The 22,876-nt window shown below is 61.7% G+C and carries 24 protein-coding genes and 1 riboswitch; of the genes, 8 read left to right on the top strand and 16 right to left on the bottom strand.

Annotated features, from left to right (window positions below; all coding sequences use genetic code 11):
• Nucleotides 1–48: 48 nt before the first annotated feature.
• Both ctaD and coxB read right to left on the bottom strand, forming a co-directional pair.
• Nucleotides 49–1,698 carry a cytochrome c oxidase subunit I gene (ctaD, locus tag ACFWXH_RS02250; RefSeq protein WP_379117128.1) on the bottom strand — a complete coding sequence of 550 codons (1,650 nt, stop codon included), beginning with the start codon at nt 1,696–1,698 and terminating at the stop codon, nt 49–51.
• Nucleotides 1,699–1,736: 38 nt separating this feature from the next.
• Nucleotides 1,737–2,603 (bottom strand): cytochrome c oxidase subunit II, encoded by an 867-nt coding sequence (coxB, locus tag ACFWXH_RS02245; RefSeq protein WP_379117126.1) that lies wholly within the window; start codon nt 2,601–2,603, stop codon nt 1,737–1,739.
• Between the two features lie 365 nt (nt 2,604–2,968).
• Here coxB and ACFWXH_RS02240 point away from each other — a divergent pair, with 365 nt between their 5' ends.
• From ACFWXH_RS02240 to ACFWXH_RS02225, 4 genes are all read left to right on the top strand, one after another.
• The gene (locus ACFWXH_RS02240; protein WP_054309030.1) at nt 2,969–3,490 is read left to right on the top strand and encodes an invasion associated locus B family protein; all 522 of its coding nucleotides are present in this window, start codon (nt 2,969–2,971) and stop codon (nt 3,488–3,490) included.
• Nucleotides 3,491–3,571: 81 nt separating this feature from the next.
• A complete protein-coding gene (gene tldD / locus ACFWXH_RS02235; RefSeq protein ID WP_054309031.1) occupies nt 3,572–4,984 on the top strand; it encodes a metalloprotease TldD in 1,413 nt (470 codons plus the stop codon).
• 102 nt (nt 4,985–5,086) lie between these two features.
• Entirely contained in the window at nt 5,087–5,413 is a 327-nt protein-coding gene (locus tag ACFWXH_RS02230) for an antibiotic biosynthesis monooxygenase family protein (RefSeq protein WP_379117124.1), read from the top strand.
• Between the two features lie 26 nt (nt 5,414–5,439).
• Entirely contained in the window at nt 5,440–6,147 is a 708-nt protein-coding gene (locus ACFWXH_RS02225) for an NAD-dependent deacylase (RefSeq protein ID WP_379118914.1), read from the top strand.
• A 12-nt stretch (nt 6,148–6,159) separates the two neighbouring features.
• On the opposite strand, the gene ACFWXH_RS02220 is transcribed toward ACFWXH_RS02225, so the two are convergent.
• The 8 genes from ACFWXH_RS02220 to ACFWXH_RS02185 form a co-directional block, all read right to left on the bottom strand.
• A complete protein-coding gene (locus ACFWXH_RS02220; protein WP_379117122.1) occupies nt 6,160–7,401 on the bottom strand; it encodes a class I SAM-dependent RNA methyltransferase in 1,242 nt (413 codons plus the stop codon).
• A gap of 7 nt (nt 7,402–7,408) precedes the next feature.
• Entirely contained in the window at nt 7,409–8,173 is a 765-nt protein-coding gene (locus tag ACFWXH_RS02215; protein ID WP_379117120.1) for a TlyA family RNA methyltransferase, read from the bottom strand.
• A 59-nt stretch (nt 8,174–8,232) separates the two neighbouring features.
• Nucleotides 8,233–8,490, bottom strand: a complete 258-nt coding sequence (locus ACFWXH_RS02210; RefSeq protein WP_379117118.1) for a hypothetical protein — start codon at nt 8,488–8,490, stop codon at nt 8,233–8,235.
• Nucleotides 8,491–8,678: 188 nt separating this feature from the next.
• Nucleotides 8,679–10,592 (bottom strand): 1-deoxy-D-xylulose-5-phosphate synthase, encoded by a 1,914-nt coding sequence (dxs, locus tag ACFWXH_RS02205; protein ID WP_379117115.1) that lies wholly within the window; start codon nt 10,590–10,592, stop codon nt 8,679–8,681.
• 90 nt (nt 10,593–10,682) lie between these two features.
• Nucleotides 10,683–11,603, bottom strand: coding sequence for a pirin family protein (locus ACFWXH_RS02200; RefSeq protein WP_054309038.1), 921 nt, complete (start codon nt 11,601–11,603; stop codon nt 10,683–10,685).
• 173 nt (nt 11,604–11,776) lie between these two features.
• Complete coding sequence (locus ACFWXH_RS02195; RefSeq protein WP_379117113.1) at nt 11,777–12,064, bottom strand: DUF2277 domain-containing protein; 288 nt, start codon at nt 12,062–12,064, stop codon at nt 11,777–11,779.
• Between the two features lie 163 nt (nt 12,065–12,227).
• Nucleotides 12,228–12,479 carry an exodeoxyribonuclease VII small subunit gene (locus tag ACFWXH_RS02190; protein ID WP_054309040.1) on the bottom strand — a complete coding sequence of 84 codons (252 nt, stop codon included), beginning with the start codon at nt 12,477–12,479 and terminating at the stop codon, nt 12,228–12,230.
• Nucleotides 12,480–12,482: 3 nt separating this feature from the next.
• Nucleotides 12,483–13,409: a histone deacetylase family protein gene (locus ACFWXH_RS02185; RefSeq protein WP_054309041.1), complete on the bottom strand. Its 927-nt coding sequence runs from the start codon at nt 13,407–13,409 to the stop codon at nt 12,483–12,485.
• Nucleotides 13,410–13,624: 215 nt separating this feature from the next.
• Nucleotides 13,625–13,812: riboswitch (cobalamin riboswitch) on the top strand.
• A 44-nt stretch (nt 13,813–13,856) separates the two neighbouring features.
• On the opposite strand from ACFWXH_RS02185, the gene bluB reads away from it, so the two are divergent.
• Nucleotides 13,857–14,573, top strand: coding sequence for a 5,6-dimethylbenzimidazole synthase (bluB, locus tag ACFWXH_RS02180; protein ID WP_379117109.1), 717 nt, complete (start codon nt 13,857–13,859; stop codon nt 14,571–14,573).
• 6 nt (nt 14,574–14,579) lie between these two features.
• Here bluB and ACFWXH_RS02175 read toward each other — a convergent pair whose 3' ends face one another.
• Entirely contained in the window at nt 14,580–15,191 is a 612-nt protein-coding gene (locus ACFWXH_RS02175; protein WP_379117107.1) for a TetR/AcrR family transcriptional regulator, read from the bottom strand.
• Between the two features lie 157 nt (nt 15,192–15,348).
• On the opposite strand from ACFWXH_RS02175, the gene ACFWXH_RS02170 reads away from it, so the two are divergent.
• Nucleotides 15,349–16,569 (top strand): MFS transporter, encoded by a 1,221-nt coding sequence (locus ACFWXH_RS02170; RefSeq protein ID WP_379117105.1) that lies wholly within the window; start codon nt 15,349–15,351, stop codon nt 16,567–16,569.
• Nucleotides 16,570–16,670: 101 nt separating this feature from the next.
• Complete coding sequence (locus tag ACFWXH_RS02165) at nt 16,671–17,879, top strand: MFS transporter (RefSeq protein ID WP_379117103.1); 1,209 nt, start codon at nt 16,671–16,673, stop codon at nt 17,877–17,879.
• 43 nt (nt 17,880–17,922) lie between these two features.
• On the opposite strand, the gene ribB is transcribed toward ACFWXH_RS02165, so the two are convergent.
• Nucleotides 17,923–19,026, bottom strand: coding sequence for a 3,4-dihydroxy-2-butanone-4-phosphate synthase (gene ribB, locus ACFWXH_RS02160; protein ID WP_054309045.1), 1,104 nt, complete (start codon nt 19,024–19,026; stop codon nt 17,923–17,925).
• 85 nt (nt 19,027–19,111) lie between these two features.
• A complete protein-coding gene (gene aroC, locus ACFWXH_RS02155) occupies nt 19,112–20,209 on the bottom strand; it encodes a chorismate synthase (protein ID WP_379117101.1) in 1,098 nt (365 codons plus the stop codon).
• Between the two features lie 272 nt (nt 20,210–20,481).
• On the opposite strand from aroC, the gene ACFWXH_RS02150 reads away from it, so the two are divergent.
• Entirely contained in the window at nt 20,482–20,730 is a 249-nt protein-coding gene (locus ACFWXH_RS02150; protein ID WP_054309047.1) for a DUF1344 domain-containing protein, read from the top strand.
• A gap of 32 nt (nt 20,731–20,762) precedes the next feature.
• Here the strand turns inward: ACFWXH_RS02150 and ACFWXH_RS02145 are convergent, their stop codons facing one another.
• The 3 genes from ACFWXH_RS02145 to ACFWXH_RS02135 all read right to left on the bottom strand — a co-directional run bounded on the left by ACFWXH_RS02145 (nt 20,763) and on the right by ACFWXH_RS02135 (nt 22,816).
• Nucleotides 20,763–21,353 (bottom strand): histidine phosphatase family protein, encoded by a 591-nt coding sequence (locus ACFWXH_RS02145; RefSeq protein ID WP_054309048.1) that lies wholly within the window; start codon nt 21,351–21,353, stop codon nt 20,763–20,765.
• 51 nt (nt 21,354–21,404) lie between these two features.
• Nucleotides 21,405–22,223: an enoyl-ACP reductase FabI gene (fabI, locus tag ACFWXH_RS02140; RefSeq protein ID WP_379117097.1), complete on the bottom strand. Its 819-nt coding sequence runs from the start codon at nt 22,221–22,223 to the stop codon at nt 21,405–21,407.
• A 131-nt stretch (nt 22,224–22,354) separates the two neighbouring features.
• Complete coding sequence (locus ACFWXH_RS02135) at nt 22,355–22,816, bottom strand: GNAT family N-acetyltransferase (RefSeq protein WP_379117095.1); 462 nt, start codon at nt 22,814–22,816, stop codon at nt 22,355–22,357.
• Nucleotides 22,817–22,876 lie beyond the last annotated feature (60 nt).

Here is a 22,876-nt window from a genome sequence, read left to right as displayed (position 1 = left end):
GGCCAAAACCGCCGGCCGAGGCCGGCGGTTTCGAACTTTAAAGCTGCCTTACTTGACCTTGGGCAGCTGTTCCCACTGATGGTAAGGCGGCGGCGAAGGCAGCTGCCATTCCAGCGTGGTCGCACCTTCGCCCCATGGGTTGGCGCCGGCGATACGCTTCTTCCGGAACGCCTCGAAGACACCGTAGAGGAAGATCAGGACGCTGATGCCGGAGATGTAGGAACCGACCGACGAGACGTAGTTCCAACCGGCGAACGCATCGGGATAGTCGATATAGCGGCGCGGCATGCCCGAGAGACCCAGGAAGTGCTGCGGGAAGAACACCAGGTTCACGCCGATGAACATGATCCAGAAATGGGCACGCGCGATAAAGGGCGAGTACATGTACCCGGTCATCTTCGGGAACCAGTAATACCAGCCGGCGAAGATCGCGAAGACGGCGCCGAGCGACAGCACGTAATGGAAGTGCGCTACGACATAGTAAGTGTCCTGCAGCGAACGGTCGAGACCGGCATTGGCGAGCTGGACGCCGGTGACGCCGCCAACCGTGAACAGGAAGATGAAGCCCACAGCCCAGAGCATCGGCGTGCGGAAGGAGATCGAGCCGCCCCACATGGTTGCGATCCACGAGAAGATCTTGATGCCGGTCGGCACCGCGATGACCATCGTGGCGAACACGAAGTAGCGCTGCGCGTTAAGCGAGATACCGGTGGTGTACATGTGGTGCGCCCACACGACGAAGCCGACGGCGCCGATCGCGACCATGGCATAGGCCATGCCGAGATAACCGAACACCGGCTTGCGCGAGAAGGTCGCGATGATGTGGCTGACAATGCCGAAGCCCGGCAGGATCAGGATGTACACTTCGGGATGACCGAAGAACCAGAACAGGTGCTGGAACAGGATCGGATCACCGCCATTTTCGGGCACGAAGAAGGAGGTGCCGAAGTTACGGTCGGTGAGCAGCATGGTGATGGCGCCGGCCAGAACCGGCAGCGACAGCAGCAGCAGGAAGGCGGTGACCAGAACCGACCAGGCAAACAGCGGCATCTTGTGCAGCGTCATGCCCGGAGCACGCATGTTGAAGATGGTGGTGATGAAGTTGATGGCACCGAGAATCGAGGAGGCACCGGCGATGTGGATCGACAGGATCGCCAGATCCATGGCCGGGCCGGGCTGACCGGAAGTCGACATCGGCGGATAGATCGTCCAGCCACCACCGACGCCGTAGGCGCCGGGCGCACTCGGCACGAACATCGAGGTGAGCAGCAGGATGAATGCCGGCGGCAACAGCCAGAAGGATACGTTGTTCATGCGTGGGAACGCCATGTCGGGTGCGCCGATCATGATCGGCACCATCCAGTTGGCGAAGCCACCGATCAGCGCCGGCATGACCATGAAGAAGATCATGATCAGCGCGTGGGCCGTGGTGAAGGCGTTGAACATCGACTTGCCGGCATCGAGCGCAGCATCGCCGTTCACACCGTAGACCATGGATGCAAGACCCGGGAATATCTGGATGCCCGGCTCGGCGAGCTCCCAACGCATCATGATCGACAGGAAGCCACCGATGATGCCGGCCATGATCGCGAAGATCAGGTACAGCGTACCGATGTCCTTGTGGTTGGTCGAATAGACCCAGCGGACCCAGCCTTTAGGCTTATGGTCGTGATCGTCGTGAGCCGCTGCCTGCGCCATGTTCCGCTCCGTTCCCTATCCTTGTTTCGACCGCGGCATCAGTTGCCGGCGGACGCAACCTTGTTGGTACCATCGACCTCGGCCATCAGTGCCTTGTTGGCACCCGGGAGGTCGGTCTTGGCCGCAGCCAGCCAAGTCTCATATTGTTTTTCCGATACGACGCGCACCGCGATCGGCATGAAGGCGTGGTCCTTGCCGCACAGTTCCGAGCACTGGCCGTAATAAAGGCCTTCCTTTTCAGCTTTGAACCAGGTCTCGTTGATGCGCCCCGGTACGGCGTCGACCTTGATGCCGAAGGCCGGCATGGCATAAGCGTGGATCACGTCCGCACCGGTCACGAGGACACGCACTACGACACCGACCGGCACGACCATCTCGTTGTCGACCGCCAGGAGGCGCGGATATTTCGCCTTGTCTTCCTTGCCCAGACCGGCACGGTCACCGTCAGCAAGGATCGCCGAGTTGAACGAGAAAGGCTGCTCGAACTGATACTCATAGTCCCAGTTCCACTGGTTGCCGGTGGCCTTGACGGTCAGCTTTGGCTCTTCCGGCGGGCTGTACTGAGCGGTCAGCAGTTGGAAGGACGGCACGGCGATGGCCAGCAACACCAGGACAGGACCCAGCGTCCAGGCAACCTCGATCAGCGTGTTGTGGCTGGTCTTGGACGGCGTCGGATTGACGCTTGCGCGGTACTTCAGGATGCACCAGGCCAGTAGGAAGAGCACGAACAGCGTGATCGGCACGATGAACCAGAGCGTATAACGCTCGAACCAGGTGATCTGGCTCATGATTGCGGTCGCGGCCGGCTGGAAGGTCATTTCCCATGGCTGCGGTTGCGCGGCCTGGGCGACAGACCCGGCGAAAACCATCGATGCGGCACCAGCGCCAGCAAGAAACTTCTTCATCGCCCTCTTCATCTCCCAGTCCCCGTCCTGCAACAGGTGGCAGGAATACGATATAACGCCGGGACAGGGAATCCCGGACGGTCCAGATTGGTTCAAACCATACTCTCTTTCCCGCCGCAAGAAAGGAGCGGTCAAAACCATGCGGCATTTTTGCGCGCGCCTTGATTGATTGCAGCCGCATGCACAGGCAGCACGACAATCAAGCTGCTGTCGCATAGCCGTGCCAGAGACAATCGCGGCAAATTGAGCTATTTGCGCTTGGAAATCGTATTGTTGCCGCAGTTGAAAGGGATTGCGCGTCGCCCTCACGCTTTTCCTAAGCGGTGCCGGGGCTTAAAGTGGCGTGATTCGGGAATGGAGCCGACATGAACTTTTGGGTTTCGAGAACCTTGGCGAAGGTCATCTTTCTCGCCACCCTTGCCAGTGCCGGACAGGCAATGGCCGCTGCGCAGCAGCCGAGCGGCAATGTAAAGTCCACCCATGGCGCCTGGTCGATCATCTGCGACACGCCGGCAGGCGCGACCTCCGAACAATGCGTGATGATGCAGAACGTCGTGGCTGAAGACCGTCCCGAGATGGGCCTTTCAGTCGTCGTGCTGCGCACCGCCGACAACAAGGCCGAGATCCTGCGCGTGCTGGCGCCGCTTGGCGTCCTGCTTCCCAATGGCCTTGGCCTCAACGTCGACGGCAAGGATATCGGCCGCGCCTATTTCGTGCGCTGTTTCCAGGATGGCTGCTACGCCGAAGTGATCCTGGAAAAGCCGCTGCTTGATACGCTAAAATCAGGCAAGGCCGCGACCTTCATCGTCTTCCAGACGCCGGAGGAAGGCATCGGCATTCCGGTCGATCTCAAGGGCTTCGCCGACGGCTTCAACGCCCTGCCCTGATCCAAGGGAACCTGTCGCGCATTGCCGAAAGGCGCTCCGGCGCCTACATCGGGATCAACACTTCTTTCAAGGATGCGCACCATGAGCAGCCTCATCGGCCGATTCGACATTTCCGAAGAGCGGATCAAGAAAATCGTCGCAGACACCATCAAAGGTGCGGATGACGGCGAACTTTTCCTCGAATACAGCGAAAGCGAAGCGCTGATGTTCGACAATGGCCGGCTCAAGACGGCCAATTTCAACACCGACCAGGGATTTGGGCTGCGGGTGGTTGCCGGCGAGGCAAGCGGCTACGCTCATGCCGGCGATCTGTCGGAAGCGGCGCTGCTGCGGGCCGCCGGTGCCGTCGCGACGGTGAAGGCCGGTTATTCGGGCACGCTGGCCGATGCACCGCCGCGCACCAACCGCCGTCTCTACGGCGACGAGAACCCGATCCCCTCACCCGGCTTCGAAGCCAAGGCCAAGCTCCTGCAGGAGATCGATGCCTGGACGCGCGCCGAAGACCCGCGCGTGCGGCAGGTGACTGCATCGCTGGCCGCCTCCTGGCAGCAGGTCGAGATCCTGCGCGCGGACGGGCAGTTGGTGCGAGACATCCGGCCGCTGGTTCGTCTCAACATCTCCGTCATGGTCGGCGATGGCGACCGGCAGGAAACCGGCTCCTACGGCATGGGCGGCAGAACCGGCTTCGGCGAATTCCTGGTCGAACACAGCTGGAAATATGCCGCCAAGGAAGCGCTGCGCCAGGCATTGGTCAATCTCGAGGCCATTCCCGCACCGGCCGGTACGTTCGACATCGTGTTGTCCAGCGGCTGGCCGGGCGTGATGCTGCACGAAGCGGTCGGCCACGGATTGGAAGGCGACTTCAACCGCAAGAAGACGTCGGCCTTCGCAGGTCTGCTTGGCCAGCAGGTCGCCGCCAAGGGCGTGACCGTCGTCGACGACGGCACGATCGCCGAACGGCGCGGCTCGCTGACCGTAGACGACGAAGGTACGCCAACCAACCGCACCGTGCTGATCGAGGACGGCAAGCTGGTGGGCTACATGCAGGACCGGCAGAACGCACGACTGATGGGCATGGCCGCCACAGGCAACGGCAGGCGCGAATCCTATGCGCACCAGCCGATGCCGCGCATGACCAACACCTACATGACCGCAGGCGACCATACGCCGGAAGAGATCATCTCTTCAGTGAAGAAAGGCGTCTATGCCGTCTCCTTCGGCGGCGGCCAGGTCGACATCACGTCGGGCAAATTCGTCTTCGGCTGCACCGAGGCCTATCTGATCGAGGATGGCAAGGTCACCCAACCGATCAAGGGCGCCATGCTGATCGGCAACGGGCCGGATGCGATGCACCGCGTCACCATGGTCGGCAACGACATGAAGCTCGACACCGGCATCGGCATGTGCGGCAAGGCCGGCCAGGGTGTACCCGTTGGCGTCGGCCAGCCGCACCTGCGCATGAACCAGATGACGGTCGGCGGCACGCAGGTCTAGGCATGTTTGTAAAAACGCCTGCCTGCCTGACCGGGCAGGCAGCTTGCCCGGATGTCGCAGAAGGGCCTAACGTCCCTCCCCGCCGACAAATGGGAGGGAGCCATGGCGATCATCGAAGCCGGCAACGGCATCGTCACCCATATCAACGTGTTCACGACAACGCCGGAGAGACAGCAGGCTCTGGTCGATTCACTCGCCGAGACGGTGCGGGCGGCCAGCGAGGTACCGGGTTGGATCTCGGCCAGTATCCATCGCAGCTTCGACGGCCGGCAGGTCGTGAATTACGTGCAGTTCGAAAGCCATGATGCGGCGCAACGGGTGACGCGCCACCTGCTGGCCGGAGGCTATATCCAGCGCAACACGCAACTCGGCACCGTCACACCGGGCCAGTATGAGGTCGTGCATACCCTCTCGAACACCGACAATTGAGAAATCCCATCCCCAATCCGTTGATCATGCCCCCATACAAATCCATCGTCATCCTCACCGGTGCAGGCATTTCAGCGGAGTCGGGCGTGGACACGTTCCGGGACAAGGACGGCATCTGGTCGAAGGTCGACTACCGCGACGTGGCGACGCCGGAAGGCTTTGTGCGCGATGCCGCCAGGGTGCATGATTTCTACAACCAGCGTCGGCGGGGCATGGCCAAGGTGAAGCCAAACGCCGCCCATGTCGCGCTGGCACGGCTGGAGCGGGAATTTTCCGGCTCCGTGCTGCTGGTCACGCAGAACATCGACGATCTGCACGAGCGGGCCGGGTCGACCAATCTCATCCACATGCATGGCGAACTCGGCAAGACGCTGTGCCAGGCCTGCGAGCAGCGTTCGCCCTGGTCGAAGGACATGTCGGCGCTTTCGCAGTGTCCAGCCTGCGGCGCCGTCGGCTATCTTCGCCCTGACGTCGTCTGGTTCGGTGAGATGCCCTACCAGATGGACCGCATCTATGCAGCGCTGACCGACTGCGACCTGTTCGTCTCTGTGGGCACCAGCGGCAATGTCTATCCGGCGGCCGGGTTCGTCGAAGAGGCGCAGCTCAATGGCGCACATACGGTCGAGCTCAATCTCGAACCCTCGGACGGACACAGCAGCTTCGACGAGGCCGTACTCGGCAAAGCGACGGAAATCGTCCCGGCCTTTGTCAATAGAATGCTCGCAGGCCGCTGAGTACCGTCAACTTCAGCGCCGCTTCCGCGGCTTCTCCAGCAGCGCCACAGCTTCGACATGCGGCGACCACAGGAACTGGTCGATCGGTGTCACGCTCTTCAACTGATAGCCACCATCGATCAGAATGCGCAGGTCACGCGCCAGCGTGACGGGATTGCAGGAAACGGCAGCGACGAGCGGCACGTCCGAACGGGCGATCTGTTTGGACTGATCCTCGGCGCCGGCGCGCGGTGGGTCGAACACGACAGCGTCGACGGCTGCCAACTCCTTGAAGGTCAGCGGCCGGCGATCGAGATCGCGGCGTTCAACCGTCACGCGCTTCAGGCCGCCAGCAAAGCGAAAGCCCCTGTCGAGTGCCGCGAGCGCCGGCCCATCATTTTCCACAGCGAGAACCTCGGCATTGGCCGCTAGCCTCAGCGCAAAGGTTCCGCATCCTGAATAGAGGTCGGCAACCCTCTTTGCCTTGCGCACATGCGCGGTGACAAGGTTTGCCATGGCAACCTCAGCTTCGGCGACGGCCTGAACGAAGGCTCCCGGTGGAGGCGTCACAGTTGCCGAGCCGAAGCTGAGCGTCGGCTTGATAGCCTCGACGATGATCTCGCCATCGATGGAAAGTCTGGCGATGCCAGACTTGATGACGAAATCCGTGGCGGCACGGCGGATGGCTTCGGTAGGCTTGCCGCAATCGGAGGCTGCAACGTCGAATCCCGACGCCGTGGCGGTGACCAGGAACCTGAAGGGTTTCGAGGTGTTTGCGACGATGCTGGCAAGATGCCGCAGGACACCGGCCGCCTCGACGATGGCCGGCAAGAGAACCGGGCATTCCTCTATATCGACAAGGATGTTGGAGAACGCCTGGTTGTAACCGAGATGCAATCCGGTATCAGTGTTGCGGGCCGTGAAGGCTGCGCGGCGACGGCTGTGCGGCGCACAGGCAACGAGATCGGCGACATCTGCCTCGACACCCTTCGCCCTCAGCGCATGGACGACAAGACCGCGCTTCCAGGCACGATAAGCCCCCTCTTCGAGATGCTGGATGGCACAGCCGCCGCATTCGGTGAAATGCCTGCAGGCCGGCTTGATGCGCTCAGGCGACGGCTCCAGCACGGCAAGCAGCTGTGCCCGGTCCTTTTCGCGCGCAGCCGTCACCACTTCGCCAGGCAACGCAAAGGGGATGAAGACATGGCTGCCATCGGCGTCGACAACGCCATCCCCCTGGGCACCGAGCCGTGCGATCTGAAAACGAGCGCTCATCGATCTTTCACTTGTCCTTCATTCCGGCCAGGAGGAATTCGCGGTTGCCGTCGCCACCTTCGATCGGCGACGGGTGGTGGCCCAGCGCGCGCCAGCCGGGAAGCCCGTCCAGCCAGCGATATAAATCAGCGGCGACGACCTCAGCCTCGGCGGGGTTCCTGAGCAACCCGCCCTTGCCGATCGCTTCACGGCCGGCCTCGAATTGCGGTTTGACCAGCAACAGCGCATATGCGCCGGCTTTTGCCAGGCTGAGCGCAGGTGGCAGCGCCAGCTTCAGTGAGATGAAGGAAACATCGGAGACGATGAAATCCGGCGCTCGGCCATCGAGACTCGCCATCGAAAGTTCGCGTGCGTTGAGACCCTCGACCGAGGTCACGCGCGGGTCGCTTTCGATCGAAGCGTGCATCTGGCCATGGCCGACATCGATGGCGGTGACGTGGGTGGCACCCCGTTCAAGCAGCACCTGCGTGAAGCCACCTGTCGAAGCGCCAATGTCGAGCGCTTCCAAACCGGACGGATCAAGCCCGAAATGATCGAGCCCGGCGATCAGCTTCAGCGCTGCGCGCGAGACATAGCCGCGTGCAGGATCGTCCACCACCAGCTCGACACCAGAGGATACGTTCTGGCCGGGTTTCGTCACCACCGTTCCATCAACCGAGACAGTGCCGCGCTCAACCGCGTCGCGGGCGCGCGAGCGGCTGGCGAACAGGCCACGCACGACGAGCAGATCGTCGAGCCGCTGGCGCTGATTGGCTGGCTGGTGGGAACGCATCTGCCTTCATTGGCGAAAGCCGCGCCCGAAGGCAAGTCGGGACTGATAGAGGCCTTGCCCTAGAAAAGCTGGCTGGCCGGCGGGCGTTCGACAGCAGGCACCAGCCCATCGGCAGGTGCCCGGCGCGGCCGCGGCCCTTCCTGCGCGACAATCATCTGCGGTACCTGATTGTATGCGAAGCCACCGCGCAATGTCCCGATGTTGGCCGCCACGATGTCGATCGCTGCCTGTTCGAGAACGCGGTCATATTGCGGTTCGGCCGTTACCCGGCCAGCCAGCAAAAGCATGCTGGTTGCGCTGAACAGAAGCGCTCTCATTGTTGTTCTCCCTGCCTGGGATTTTCCTAGCAGTGCGCCGTTGAGAAAGGGGCAAGAGAGAAGGTAAGCGAAGCGCCAAAAAGCAATCTGAACAATAGGTTAACAGGGCTTCTCGACAAAGAGATTCCGCATGTTGAGACGGCGATTCAAGCCGCTCACAGGCTGATTCAAGTTGTTGATGTTTTGACTCAGGCGCGCTGCGCGCTGGCCACATGGCCTAGTGCTGCAAACACCGTACGCACGATGCCGTTCGCATCGAGTCCGGCATCGGCATACATCTTCTCCGGCTTGGCGTGGTCGGTGAAAGCATCCGGCAGGACCAGCGGGCGCACCTTGAGCCCGCTCTCCAGCAGGCCCTCATGGGCGAGGAAATGCAGCACCTGCGTGGCAAAACCGCCGATGGCGCCCTCCTCCACGGTCACCAGGATCTCGTGCGAACGGGCCAGACGGCGGATGAGGTCATGGTCGAGCGGCTTGGCGAAACGCGCATCGGCCACGGTCGTCGAGAGACCGGCCGCGCTCAGTTCATCGGCTGCCGCGAGGCAGTCCTGCAGGCGCGTACCGAAGGACAGCAGCGCCACCTTGGTGCCTTCGCGCACGATGCGGCCCTTGCCGATCTCCAGCGGCGAACCGCGCTCGGGCATATCGATACCGACACCGTTGCCGCGCGGATAACGGAAGGAGATCGGCCCCTCGTCGTACTCGGCGGCGGTGCGCACCATATGGCGCAGTTCGACCTCGTCGCTTGCCGCCATGACGACGAAGTCTGGCAGCGAGGCAAGGAAGGTGGTGTCGAACGCGCCGCAATGGGTTGCACCGTCGGCACCGACGTAGCCGGCGCGGTCGATCGGAAAACGCACCGGCAGCTTCTGGATGGCGACGTCGTGCACGACCTGATCGTAGGCGCGCTGCAAGAAGGTCGAGTAGATCGCCGCGAACGGCTTATAGCCTTCTGTCGCGAGGCCCGCCGCAAAGGTCACCGCATGCTGTTCGGCGATACCGACATCAAAAGTGCGGTTCGGGAACACTTCGCCGAACAGATCGAGCCCGGTGCCGGTCGGCATGGCGGCGGTGACGGCGACGATACGGTCATCCTCGCAGGCTTCGCGGATCAGGCTTTCGGCAAAGACATTGGTGTAGGTCGGAGCATTGGCTGGGGCTTTCGCCTGCGCGCCGGTGATGACGTCGAACCGGTTGACGCCATGATATTTGTCGGCGGCCGCCTCGGCAGGCGCGTAGCCCTTGCCCTTTTGCGTCACGACATGGATCAGGACCGGGCCCTTGCCGTTGTCGCGCACATTCTTCAGCACCGGGATGAGATGCTCGAGATTGTGGCCATCGATCGGGCCGATATGGAAGAAACCGAGCTCCTCGAACAGCGTGCCGCCGGTGACATAGCCCCTTGCATGCTCGACGGCGCGGGTGATGGCGCGGTCGGCGCGCTTGCCGAGGTAGGACGTCAGTTTCTTGCCGAAATCGCGCAGGCCAAGATAGGCCTTGCCCGAGCCGAGTCGAGCCAGATAGGCGCTCATGGCGCCGGTCGGCGGAGCGATCGACATATCGTTGTCGTTGAGGATGACGATGAGGCGCGCATCAAGTGCCCCAGCGTTGTTCAATGCCTCGAAGGCCATGCCAGCCGACATCGCGCCATCGCCGATCACGGCGATGACATTGTTCTTGCCGCCGGAAAGATCGCGCGCCACGGCCATGCCGAGACCGGCCGAGATGGAGGTGGAGGAATGAGCGGCGCCGAACGGATCGTATTCGCTCTCGGTCCGCCTGGTGAAACCGGAAAGCCCGTTCTCCTGGCGCAGTGTGCGGATGCGGTCGCGCCTGCCTGTCAGGATCTTATGCGGATAGGCCTGGTGGCCGACATCCCAAATGATCCTGTCGTCCGGCGTGTCGAAAACATAGTGCAGCGCCACCGTCAGCTCGACCACGCCGAGACCTGCGCCGAGATGCCCGCCCGTCTGCGAGACGGCGTCGACCAGTTCGGTGCGCAACTCTTCCGCGAGCTGCGGCAAGTCGCTTTCGGAAAGCTTCTTCAAATCCGCGGGAATACGGACCTTGTCGAGAAGCGGCGTCTGGGGTCTGGCGATCAATGGCTGGCCCGTTCAAGCTCGCGTTCAAGAATATTCAAAAAATCGAATAGGCCTCCGACCACGGAAAGTAAATGTGCCGCAATGACACGTTCATTTGTCGGGCAGTGGAATGAATTCCTTTTCATCGCCCGGAACGATGTCGAAGCGACCGGTCCTCCATTCCTGCTTGGCCTGTTCAATGCGTTCTTTCGACGAAGAAACGAAATTCCACCAGATGTAACGTGGAGACCCCAGCGAAGCGCCGCCAAACAGCATGAAATGCGCACCCGATTCCGATGAAACGACTATTTCGTCGCCGGGACGAAACACCAGAAGGCGATTCTCGGGAAAACTGTCGCCGGAAATGGTGACAAGCCCGTCGAGCACATAGATGGCGCGCTCTTCGGCTTCGGCTGCAATGCGGTACTTCGCGCCGGGCTCCAGCCGGATGTCGGCATAAAGCGTATCGTGATAGGTGGTCACCGGCGCGCGGCGGCCTTCCAACTCACCGATGATGAGACGGCCCGAAACGCCATCGGCGCTGAACTCCGGCAGTTCGGCGCTCGCGGTATTTTCGAAGACCGGCGTCATTTCTTCCTGCCTGTCTGGCAGCGCGATCCACGTCTGCAGCCCGGACATCGACATCGGTGCGCCGCGCAATTCTTCCGGCGTGCGCTCGGAATGAACAATGCCACGACCGGCTGTCATCAAATTCACGTCGCCCGGTGAAATCACCATCTCGGTGCCGAGCGAATCGCGGTGCCTGATCCTGCCGTCGAACAGGTAGGTGACAGTGGACAAACCGATATGCGGGTGCGGGCGTACGTCCAGCGCCTTGCCGGCACGCAGGATGGCCGGTCCCATGCGATCGAAGAAGATGAAGGGACCAACCAGCCGGCGCCTGGCGGTTGGCAACGCGCGACGCACCTCGAACCCGCCGATGTCCTTGGCGTTGGCGACCACCATCAACTCGATGGCGTCGCAGGAAAAGGCGTCACCGGGTTCGGGATCGTTTCCGGGAAAGAAGCTCATCGGACTGCTCCATCTGCTGATGATTTGCAGATCGGAAGTTATACCTCCGTTCCCCTCCGGCAAACCGGCGATGCGGCGACGATCCGTTCACCGATCACCTCAATTCACGAAGCAATGGTTCAATGCCGCGGCCTGCGGATTTCGGCACGCCTGGCCGATCAGCTCTCACAAGACTATTGGGTAGCTACCGGCTTGGGTCCAAACCGCAGGGCCGATTTGGCGCGAGCTTTTGCCGCCACCTCCTCGCGGTTGCGTGGCGGCTGAGTGGTTTCGAGCGCGACAAGCAGGTCATGCGCGGCATGGGCGATGGTGCGCACCGCGTGGTCGAAAACGTCCTTGTTACGCATGGAGGGCTTGTTGGAGCCACTGATCTTGCGCACGAACTGCAGCGCCGCCTCATGAATTTCGGCATCCGTCGCCGACGGTTCGAAGTTGAAGAGCGGCTTGATGTTGCGACACATGGATATTTCTCCCGTTTGGTATGTCCGGCTTTGTCCCTCGTTCCGGTTGGAGCAATTCCAGGAAAGGTGCGTAGCAGTTTACCGTCCTGAATTGCGCGAAAACAAAAGTTAGAGCGTTTCCGCGTTTCGGAAAACCGGAAACGCTCCAGGGGCCTCGCGGCCCTTATTCCCCATCCAGTGGTTCGGTGGCGACCGGCTTGCCGTCGCGGGCGAGCCTGATCTTTTCCACCTTGTCCTCGGCCGCCTTGAGCAGGCGGTCGCAATGCGCTTTCAGCGCCTCGCCGCGCTCGTAAATACGGATCGACTGGTCGAGCGGCACGTCGCCGCGCTCCAGGTCATCGACGATCTTCTCCAGCGCGTCCAACGCTTGTTCGAAGCTCATCGCCTTGACGTCTTCGTTCGCTTCCTCAGCCATGGCTCATCCTTTCATCAGGCGGCCGACATGCGCTGCGACCGAAAATGCCAATCCGTGCAGGTCGTAACCGCCTTCCAGCAGGCTGACCAGCCTGTTTGAACTATGGCGGCGGGCGCGATCCATCAACTGCCCGGTCGCCCAGTCGAAATCGTCCTCGACAAGATTGATCTCGGCCAGCGGATCGCGGTGGTGCGCATCAAAGCCGGCCGAGATGATGATCAGGTCTGGCGCGAAAGAATCAATCGCCGGCAGCACACGTGTGTTGAACGCCTCGCGAAAGATGTCGCTGCCTGTCGCCGGGGCCAGCGGCGCGTTGACGATGTTGCCGGCACCGGTCTCGCTTTTGGCGCCCGTGCCCGGATAAAGCGGCATCTGGTGCGTGGAACAATAGAGCACCGATGGATCGTCCCAGAAGATGTCCTGCGTACCGTTGCCGTGATGCACATCCCAGTCGACGATGGCGACACGCTCGGCGCCGTGCCTCTCCTGCGCGTAGCGTGCGGCTATGGCCGCCGTGTTGAACAGGCAAAACCCCATGGCCGTGGTTTTCTCGGCGTGATGCCCCGGCGGGCGTGCCGCCACGAAGACGTTGTCGGCCTGGCCGGCAAAGACATCGTCGACAGCCACATTGGCCGCGCCGATGGCGGTCAGCGCCGCTTGCCAGCTTTTTGGGCTCGCTACCGTGTCGGAATCGATGACGGCAATGCCGTCTTTCGGGATTGCCTTGCGCACGCGCTCGACGAAATCCTTCGGGTGACAATAGAGAATGGTCGCTTCGTCGCCCATCGGCGCCTCGCGCCGATCGAGAGCGACGAAGGCCTCGTCATCCAGAACCCGCTCGATGGCACGCAGCCTGTCCGGCCGCTCCGGATGGCCGGCGGGCGTGATGTGTTCCAGGAAAATCGGATGCGTGTAAAGGCGGGTCGTCATGGAGCCACCTTATCAGCAATGGCGATGATGGCCACGCGACAAGCATTGGAGCATTTCCGTTTTTCACGGAAATACGGAAACGCTCCAATTTTTTGTTTTAACGCAATTCCGGACGCAAAACCGCTGCGCACTTTTGCTGGAATTGCGCCAGCCTGTTGGGGAAAAGACGGCATCCGACGTCGGGATCAGGGCTGCCTTTGCTCTCGAACCGGGCTATGTTCGCCGCACTGTCAGGTGCCTGCCACGAGGCGGGAGAATCGGGAACACGGTGAAAATCCGTGGCGTGCCCAACGCTGTAAGGGGGACCGCTCGGCAAGAGCCACTGTCCGCAAGTAGGACGGGAAGGCGCCGGCAAGCGGGATGAGCCCAAGCCAGAAGACCGGCCAGGCAGGAATGGTCATCCGCATGGACGGGCGGAGATGCTGTTTCGATCGCAAGGGGAACGCGATGGACGCCGTCCGCAACCATACCTGCCATGCCTTCGGCGACTTTGAACGCGAAGCCATTTACCGCGCCATCTTCACGCGCCGCGACGTACGCAGCCATTTCCAGCCAGATCCGATAGACGACGCGGTGCTTGCCCGCCTGCTTACTGCTGCGCACCACGCCCCATCGGTCGGTTTCATGCAGCCCTGGAACTTCATCGTCATTCGGGATCAGGCACGACGCGAAGCCGTGCGTGACCTTTTCCTGACTGCCCGATCCCAGGAACTGCCTCATATCGCAGAGGAACGGCAGGCTCTCTACCGTAAGCTCAGGCTGGAGGGCATCTGCGAAAGCGCGCTCAACCTATGCATCACCTGCGATCGGCGGCGCAGCGAAGGCTCGCCGCTCGGCCGGTGGCACAACCCACAGATGGATCTCTTCAGCACGGTCTGCGCCGTACAGAATTTCTGGCTCGCCGCGCGGGCCGAAGGGATCGGAGTTGGCTGGGTGAGCATCCTCGACGCCGACGCGCTCAAACAGTTGCTCGGCATTCCCGATCATGTCGTGCCCGTCGCCTATCTTTGCGTCGGCCATGTCTCGGAATTCGCAGCAGGGCCAGATCTCGAACGCAAAGGCTGGGCATCACGCCTGCCGCTCTCAGACCTCATCATGAGCGAGACCTATTCTGGCGTCGGCGAAGATGCCCTCAAAGCTGCGGCCAGTGCCAGCCAAGGGTAAAAGAGTTCAGGCGGAAACCTTGTCGTCCGCCAGCAAGCCTTCCATGAGCGCGCGGAAGGCCTTGATCGCCTTGATAGAGGTCGCGCCAGGATCGTCGGAATTGGCAACCCACTGCGCGGCATAGAGCGAGGCACCGCTGATCAGCCGAGCCATGGCTTCCGGATCCATCTCGCGGACAACCCCCTCCTCTTTCAAGGCAGCAAGGTTCCTTGTTAGGGACGAGATACAGTTATTGGCATTGGGCCAAAGCGCCGGGTCGCCGAGTACAGCCGGGCCGTCGCGCAGGACGATGCGCTGGACTTCCGGGTCCAGCGCCATTTCCACATAGCCGATGTTCTCGTCCAGGAAGCCTTGCCAGCGTGTCTTGGCTTTGGCCGAGATGGCATTGAGGCGCGTGCACATCTCAGTGTCGATCTGGGCGACGACGGCCTCGAACAGCCCCTTCTTGTCGCCGAAATGGTGATAAAGAGCGCCCCGCGTCAGCCCTGCCTCCGCGGTGAAATCATCCATCGACGCGTTCGCATAACCGACCGTCGCAAACGCCCGGCGCGCAGCCGCGATCAGCTTTGCCCGCGTTTCGGCAATCATCTCGCTACGAGGTTTGTGGGCAGTCCTCATCGTTTTTTCCTTTTGCCGCTTCGCTTTCTACATACGTCGCGTATATTTTTTTACATACGCGCCGTATATTAATTGACATACGAGACGTATGCAATTATCTCATTCGCATACGCCACGTATGTAAGTGGCGCACCCTCAAATTTCCAGGAGTGCTCCCATGCGCAATCCTTATGGTGAAATCTTCAGAGTCCCCGGAGCCAAGGGCTTCGCCGCCGCGGCCTTCATTGCCCGGCTGCCTATCGCCATGGCGCCCATCGGCATTGTCGCGATGCTCTCCCAGGCACGCGGCGAATATTGGCTGGCGGGTGCGGTATCAGCCACCTTCGCCTTGACCAACGCTTTTGCCGCCCCGCAAATCTCGCGATGGATCGACCGGCTCGGTCAGACCGCCGTGGCGGCTCCCACGACGATCATCTCCGTCATCGCCTTCATCGCCCTGCTCGCAGCCACCCACTATGACTGGCCGAGCTGGACGCTGTTCGCTTCGGCATTCCTGGCGGCCGCAATGCCCAGCGTGCCGGCCATGGTGCGGGCGCGCTGGACGGAAAAGTTCCGCGATCGTCCGGAACTCAACACGGCCTTCGCTTTCGAGTCGGTTGCCGACGAACTGGTCTATATCGCCGGCGCCTCGCTTTCGGTGGGCCTCAGCGTGGCTCTCTTCCCGGAAGCCGGTATGCTGGCCAGCACGCTTCTCCTGGCCCTCGGCATGGCCGCTTTCATCTTGCAGCGGTCCAGTGAGCCCAAAATACGTCAGCCAGAACACGGCAGCGGCGGCTCGGCGATCATGCTGCGTCCCGTCCAGATCATAACGCTGGCGCTTATCTTCGTCGGCGCGATCTTCGCCACAGCCGAGGTAAGCTCGGTGGCCATCACCAAGGAACTCGGCCAGCCGACCGCTGCCAGCCTGGTCATCGGCGTCTATGCCGCCGGTTCCTTCATCGTCGGCCTCATCGTCGGCGCGTTGAACCTCCAGGCTCCGAAACAGCGGCTGCTCGCCCTTTCGATCGCCATCGTTGCCTTGACCACTCTGCCGTTGCTCGTCGCCAACACCGTTCCGCTGCTGGCGCTCGCTGTCTTCGTCAGCGGCGTGGCGATCTCGCCCACCTTCATCATGGCCTTCGGCCTGATCGAGCGGCGCGTGCCCGAAGCCATGCTGACCGAAGGCATCACCTGGGTGATGACTGGCATCGGCATCGGCATGGCGTTGGGTGCATTCGTGGCGGGCTGGGTGGTCGACAACTATGGCGCGCAGAACGGTTTCTGGGTCTCCGTGGCGGCTGGCACGATCGCCTTCGTGATCGTGCTTCTCGGCCAGAAGACACTCGCCGGCGAGACGGAAAGCGAATTATCGCAAGCTGCCCCGCAAGCAGCGGAGTGACATTCGCCGAGACCTAGGACAACGACCCAAACAGGACCAACGAGCCGCCTTCTCAGGCGGCTCGACTGCCTTTGAAATCTCAACTATTCCCGGTGACGACCATGCGTAATCCGTACAGCGAAATTTTCCAGGCGCCCGGCGCCAAGGCGTTTTCCGCGGCCGGCTTCGTTGCCCGCTTTCCGCTCTCCATGATCACGCTCGGCATCGTGACGATGCTGTCCGAAACACATGGCGAATACTGGCTTGCTGGCGCGGTCTCGGCCACCTTCGCGCTGGCAAGCGGCTTGATCGCGCCGCAGGTGTCGCGGCTAGTCGACCGGCACGGCCAGCGCCGTGTTCTTGTGCCCGCGACGCTGATCGCGGTTTCGGCACTGATCAGCCTGATGGTGGCAACCCATTTGAAGGCGCCCAACTGGACGCTGTTCCTTTTCGCGATCCTCAGCGGCGCGATACCGAGCTTCAGTTCCTTCGTCAGGGCACGATGGACCGAGCTTTACCGTGGCACCTCGAAGCTGCACACGGCGTTTGCCTTTGAGTCCGTGGTCGACGAAGTCATGTTCATGGTCGGTCCGATCCTCGCGATCGGCCTGAGCGTCACCATCTTCCCCGAAGCCGGGCCATTGGCCGCCACGATCTTTCTTCTTGTCGGCAGCCTGCTGTTTGCTGCCCAGAGATCCACCGAGCCACCGATCCATGCGCGGGAGAACAACGGCGGTCGCTCCGTCATCCGCCTCGGTTCGCTGCAGATCATCGTGCTGACCCTGGCGTCCATCGGCGCGATCTTCGGCACAGCGGAAGTGGCTGCAGTCGCCTTCGCGGAAGCCCAAGGCAACAAAGCGGCCGCAAGCCTTACCCTGTCGGCCTATGCGGCCGGCTCACTCGTTGCCGGCCTGGCCTTCGGCATGTTGAAGCTCAAGCTGCCACTTGCCCGGCAATTGCTCGTCACGATAGCGCTGGCGGCCCTCACCACTTTGCCGCTGCTCATCGTGGGCAGCATCCCCATGCTTTCACTGGTGTTTTTCGTCGCGGGCGTGGCCGTTTCGCCGACCATCATCACCTCGATGGCGCTGGTTGAAAAACTCGTACCGTCCTCCAAGCTCACCGAAGGCATGACCTGGGCGATCACCGGCATCGGTATCGGCATGGCCGCAGGTTCAGCGGCCGCAGGCTGGGTGATCGACGCCTACGGTCCGACCAGCGGCTTCCTGGTTTCGATCACGGCTGGCATTGTCGCCTTGATTGTCGCATTGGCCGGTCAGCGCAACCTGCAACATTCTGTGCACGACACGACCGCCCCGGTTTTGGCTTGAGCGGCTTCATCGAAACGGACGCGATATGGCGCCCTGTTGCCGATCAGAGAATTTCCGTCCTGGCGATGCGGATGCCGAAGCCTTCCAGGCCGACATAATGCCGCTCGCGCGAAGCAATCAGATTGATCGATGAAATGCCGAGATCCTTGAGTATCTGCGCGCCAAGTCCGATCTCGCGCCATTCGTTCTCGCGCCGGCGCGCTTCCTCGTGGTCCTCGCGCTCTGCGCCTGCCTGCCGGTTGCGGCCACCATGGCTACCGACGCCGGTGGATCCCTCGCGCAGATAAACGATGACCCCGCGCTTGCGCTCTCCGAGCGCCTTCATGATGTCGGCAAGAACTGTGTGCGTGCCGAAGACGTCCGTCGTGACATCTTCCAGATGCAGGCGCACCGGCACTTCCTCGCCGTCACGAATGTCGCCGTAGACGATTGCAAGATGATGCATCGCTTCCCAGGGCAGCGAATAAGCGATCGCGGTTGCCTTGCCCCCAGGCGTGTCGATGTCCGAGCAGGCGACGCGCTCGACCAACGTTTCCTTGCGCTGGCGGTAGGCAATGAGATCGGCCACCGAGACCTGCTTCAGCCCATGCTCCTCGGCGAAGGCTGCCACTTCAGGCCCGCGCTTGACGGTGCCATCGTCATTGACCAGTTCGGAAATGACCCCGACCGGCGGCAGGCCGGCCAATTTGCACAGATCGACCGCGGCTTCCGTATGGCCGGAGCGCATCAGCACGCCGCCTTCCCGTGCGATCAGCGGAAAGATGTGGCCGGGACGCACGAAATCGCTGCCTGCGACGTTGCCATTGGCCAGGTTACGCACGGTAAGCGTGCGATCCTCTGCGGAAATGCCGGTCGTCGTGCCATGCTTGAAGTCGACGCTGACCGTGAAGGCGGTCGTATGGGCGGAATCGTTGTCGGCCACCATCGGCGCCAGATTGAGCCGCTTGGCTTCCTCTCGCGGCATCGGCGTGCAGACGATGCCGGAGGTGTGGCGCACGATGAAAGCCATCTTCTCCGGCGTACAGTGAACGGCCGCGACGATCAGGTCACCCTCATTCTCGCGACCGTCATCGTCCATGACGACAACGATCTCGCCGCGCTCGAAGGCGCGCAAGGCTTCGACAATTCTCTTCTGATCGTAAGGCATGGGGCTCTTTCGGTAGCGAATAGTGAGTAGCGAATAGTGAGTAGTGTTTTTTCACTCTATTCGCTACTCACTACTCGCTATTCACTCATCTTCCCGTTTGGCCCCGATGGCGCAGATAGTGGTCGGCAATGGCACAGGCTACCATCGCTTCGCCGATCGGCACGGCACGGATGCCGACACAGGGGTCGTGGCGGCCCTTGGTGACGACATCGACGTCCTTGCCGTCGCGATCGATGGATTTGCGCGGATTGAGGATCGACGAGGTCGGCTTGACGGCGAAACGTGCGATGACCGGCTGACCTGTCGAAATGCCGCCAAGGATGCCGCCGGCGTTGTTGGAGAGGAACACCGGCTTGCCGTCGTTGCCCATGCGCATCTCGTCGGCGTTCTGTTCGCCTGTGATCCTGGCGGCTTCGAAACCATTGCCGATCTCGACGCCCTTGACTGCGTTGATCGACATGAGGTTCGAAGCAATATCCTGATCGAGCTTGGCATAGATCGGCGCGCCCAGCCCTGCCGGCACACCGTCCGCAACGACCTCGATCACCGCGCCCACGGACGAACCCGCCTTGCGGATGCCGTCGAGATAGGCCGCGAACACAGGCACTGACTGCGGATCCGGCGTGAAGAACGGGTTTTCGGCATCGCCGATGAAATTCCAGTTCCAGTTGGCGCGGTCGATTTCCTTCTCGCCCATCGAGATCAATGCGCCGCGCACGACAAGGCCCGGAACGACCTTGCGGGCAAGCGCGCCGGCTGCGACGCGGGCCGCGGTCTCGCGCGCCGAGGAACGGCCGCCACCACGATGATCGCGGATGCCGTATTTGACCTCGTAGGCATAGTCGGCATGACCCGGCCGGTACTGGCGAGCGATCTCGCCATAATCCTTCGAGCGCTGGTCGACATTCTCGATCAGCATCGACACGGGCGTGCCCGTGGTGATCATGGTAATGCCGTCCTCGTCCATGACGAAACCCGACAATACCTTGACCTCGTCCGGCTCGCGGCGTTGCGTGACGAAGCGCGACTGGCCCGGCCTGCGACGGTCAAGCTCGGCCTGGATGTCCTCTCGGGTGAAGCGGATGCCGGGCGGACAGCCATCCACGACGCAGCCCAAGGCCGCACCGTGGCTTTCGCCCCAGGTGGTTACCCGGAAAAGATGACCGAAGGTATTATGCGACATCTGTAGCAGCCCTCGCACGGGTCTGACCCCGGCATGGCCTGCCTTCTATTAGCGTTTTCCGCAGTGGTCAAACAGGGGCAAACCCTTGCTGATAAACGCTTCGATTACAAGCATCAGACCGACAGAAGGAGCCCTCCGAGGGAGGTCACGCCCCTGTTGTCCACGGGAGGTGACTTAGGTTTGACACATTCGGCTGGTTTCTGTTTGTTTCCGTCGCCGCATACGGCCGCCGCATGGGAACGGCGCAGAACAACAAACAATGAGGACCATCAATGCGTACCCTGCTCGGCGCCATTGCAGCCACTATGCTTATCGTTACCGCCGCTTTCGCGGGCCAGGCAGAGGGCAAGATCAAGAAGGTCGACAAGGAAACGCTGACGCTGACGCTCGATGACGGCAAGGCTTACAAGCTGAATGCCGAAATGGACCTTGAAGCGTTGAAGCCTGGCACGGACATCGTCATTGCCTACGACGTCAGCAATGGCGAGAATGTCATCACCGACATGGAACTGCCGCAGTAAGGCAAGTCAACGATAGTCGCCGCCGTGAGGCTCTACAGCCATTCCAGACGGCGACCCTGCACCCTCAGGACGCGGTCTTGCGGAATTTCCAGCGAGGCCGCTTCATCCTTCGAAAAACCCGCAATCATCCGAAACAGGCAGCGCACCACGCCGCCGTGAGTGACGCAGATCGTGTCGCGTTCCATAGCCTGGAACACCGGCTGGATGCGGGATAGCAGCTTCTGGTAGCTTTCCGCGCCGGAACCCGGCGGGGTGAAATCCCATTTGTCCTCGCCACGCGCACGGCTCGCCCCCGGATAGCGGGTTTCGAGTTCGGGATAGGTGAAACCCTGCCAGTCGCCGAAATTAAGTTCGACCAGACGATCGTCGGTTCGATAGCCGGCCGGGTCCTGCCCCATGGCTGAGCGCAGCAGTTCCATGGTCTCGCACGTGCGCAGCATCGGGCTGGAGACATAATCGAAGGTAGCCTTCGCGTCGCCGATCAGACCCGCGAGCTTGCGCCCATTCTCCGACGCCTGGCGGCGACCGACGTCATTGAGATCAGTATCGGCCTGCCCCTGCAGACGATGCTCGGCATTCCAATCGGTCTGGCCGTGGCGCACGACATAGATAAGCGCAGACATGGTGCGCGAACGACCTCCGGTAACGATGCGGGAAAATGCCGGGCGGCAGCCTCAGTCCTTGATAACGGAGATATCCGGGGCGTCGACGGCCTTCATGCCGACGACGTGATAACCCGAATCGACGTGATGGACTTCGCCGGTGACGCCCCGCGACAGGTCCGACAGGAAATAGAGGCCCGAATCGCCGACTTCCTCGGGTGACACCGTGCGCTTCAGCGGGGCGTTGTATTCATTCCACTTCAGGATGTAGCGGAAGTCGCCGATGCCGGACGCCGCGAGCGTCTTGATCGGGCCGGCTGAAATGGCGTTGACGCGGATGCCCTTGGCGCCGAGATCGACTGCCAGATAACGCACCGAAGCCTCGAGCGCCGCCTTGGCGACACCCATGACGTTGTAGTGCGGCATCACCTTTTCGGCACCGTAATAGGTCAGCGTCAGCAGCGAACCGCCATTGGTCATCAGCGGCTCGGCGCGCTTGGCAACGGTGGTGAAGGAGAAGACCGAGATATCCATGGTGCGCAGGAAATTGTCGCGTGTCGTCTCGACATAACGGCCCGTCAGCTCTTCCTTGTCGGAGAAGGCGATGGCATGCACCAGGAAGTCGAGCCGGCCCCACAATTTGCTGACATTGTCGAACACCGTGTCCAGGCTTTCCGGATCGGTGACGTCGCAATGGCCGACGACCTCCGCGCCAAGTTCGGCCGCCAATGGCTCGACGCGCTTCTTGAACGCCTCGCCCTGATAGGTCAGCGCAACCTCGGCGCCGTGATCCACACAGGCCTTGGCAATGCCGTAGGCAATCGAACGGTTGTTGGCGACACCCAGGATAAGGCCGCGCTTGCCGGCCATCAGGCCCTGTCCACCCACCATATGAGCGCTCTCCGCATACTGATCCGCTTTGAACTGCCCTATCGCACAGGCGCTTGATGCCTTCAAGCGATGATGACATGAGCCGGCCGTGCTTGCCGGTCACGTTTAACCGGCAGCCAAATCTGTCCGGATCAGAAAAGCCGGCGGTAAACCACGAAGCCGGAACGTTCCGCGACCTGGTCGTAAAGCCGCATCGCCGTCTGGTTGGTTTCGTGGGTTTGCCAGTACACCCGCTTCGAGCCAGCTTCGCGGGCGCGGTCGTAGACCCCTTCGATCAGCGCCTTGCCTATCCCCTTGCCGCGCGCATCCTGTGACGTGAACAGATCCTGCAAATAGCAGCTCGGCTCGATGGCCGTGGTCGAGCGATGGAAAAGATAATGCGTCAAGCCGATCAATCGACCCCCGCTTTCGGCAACCAGTGCATGAACCGGCTCATAGGCATCGAAGAACCGCGACCAGGTCATTTGCGTGACGGCTTCGGCAAGCGCGGTCGGGCCGGAACGTCCGTAGAAAGCGTTATAGCCGTCCCAGAGTGGCAGCCAGCGGTCGAAATCCTGGCGAACGACCGGGCGGATGATGATTTGCGAAGACATGACAAATGCCGCTGTGAATGACAGCGGCATTGCAACCCACAGGCACTGTCACGGCAATGG

The sequence above is a fragment of the Mesorhizobium sp. NPDC059054 genome, from assembly GCF_042739215.1.
Classification (GTDB): Bacteria; Pseudomonadota; Alphaproteobacteria; order Rhizobiales; family Rhizobiaceae; genus Mesorhizobium.
The sequence above is the reverse complement of the archived record's forward strand: the minus strand, read 5'-3'. Positions and strand labels throughout refer to the sequence as shown.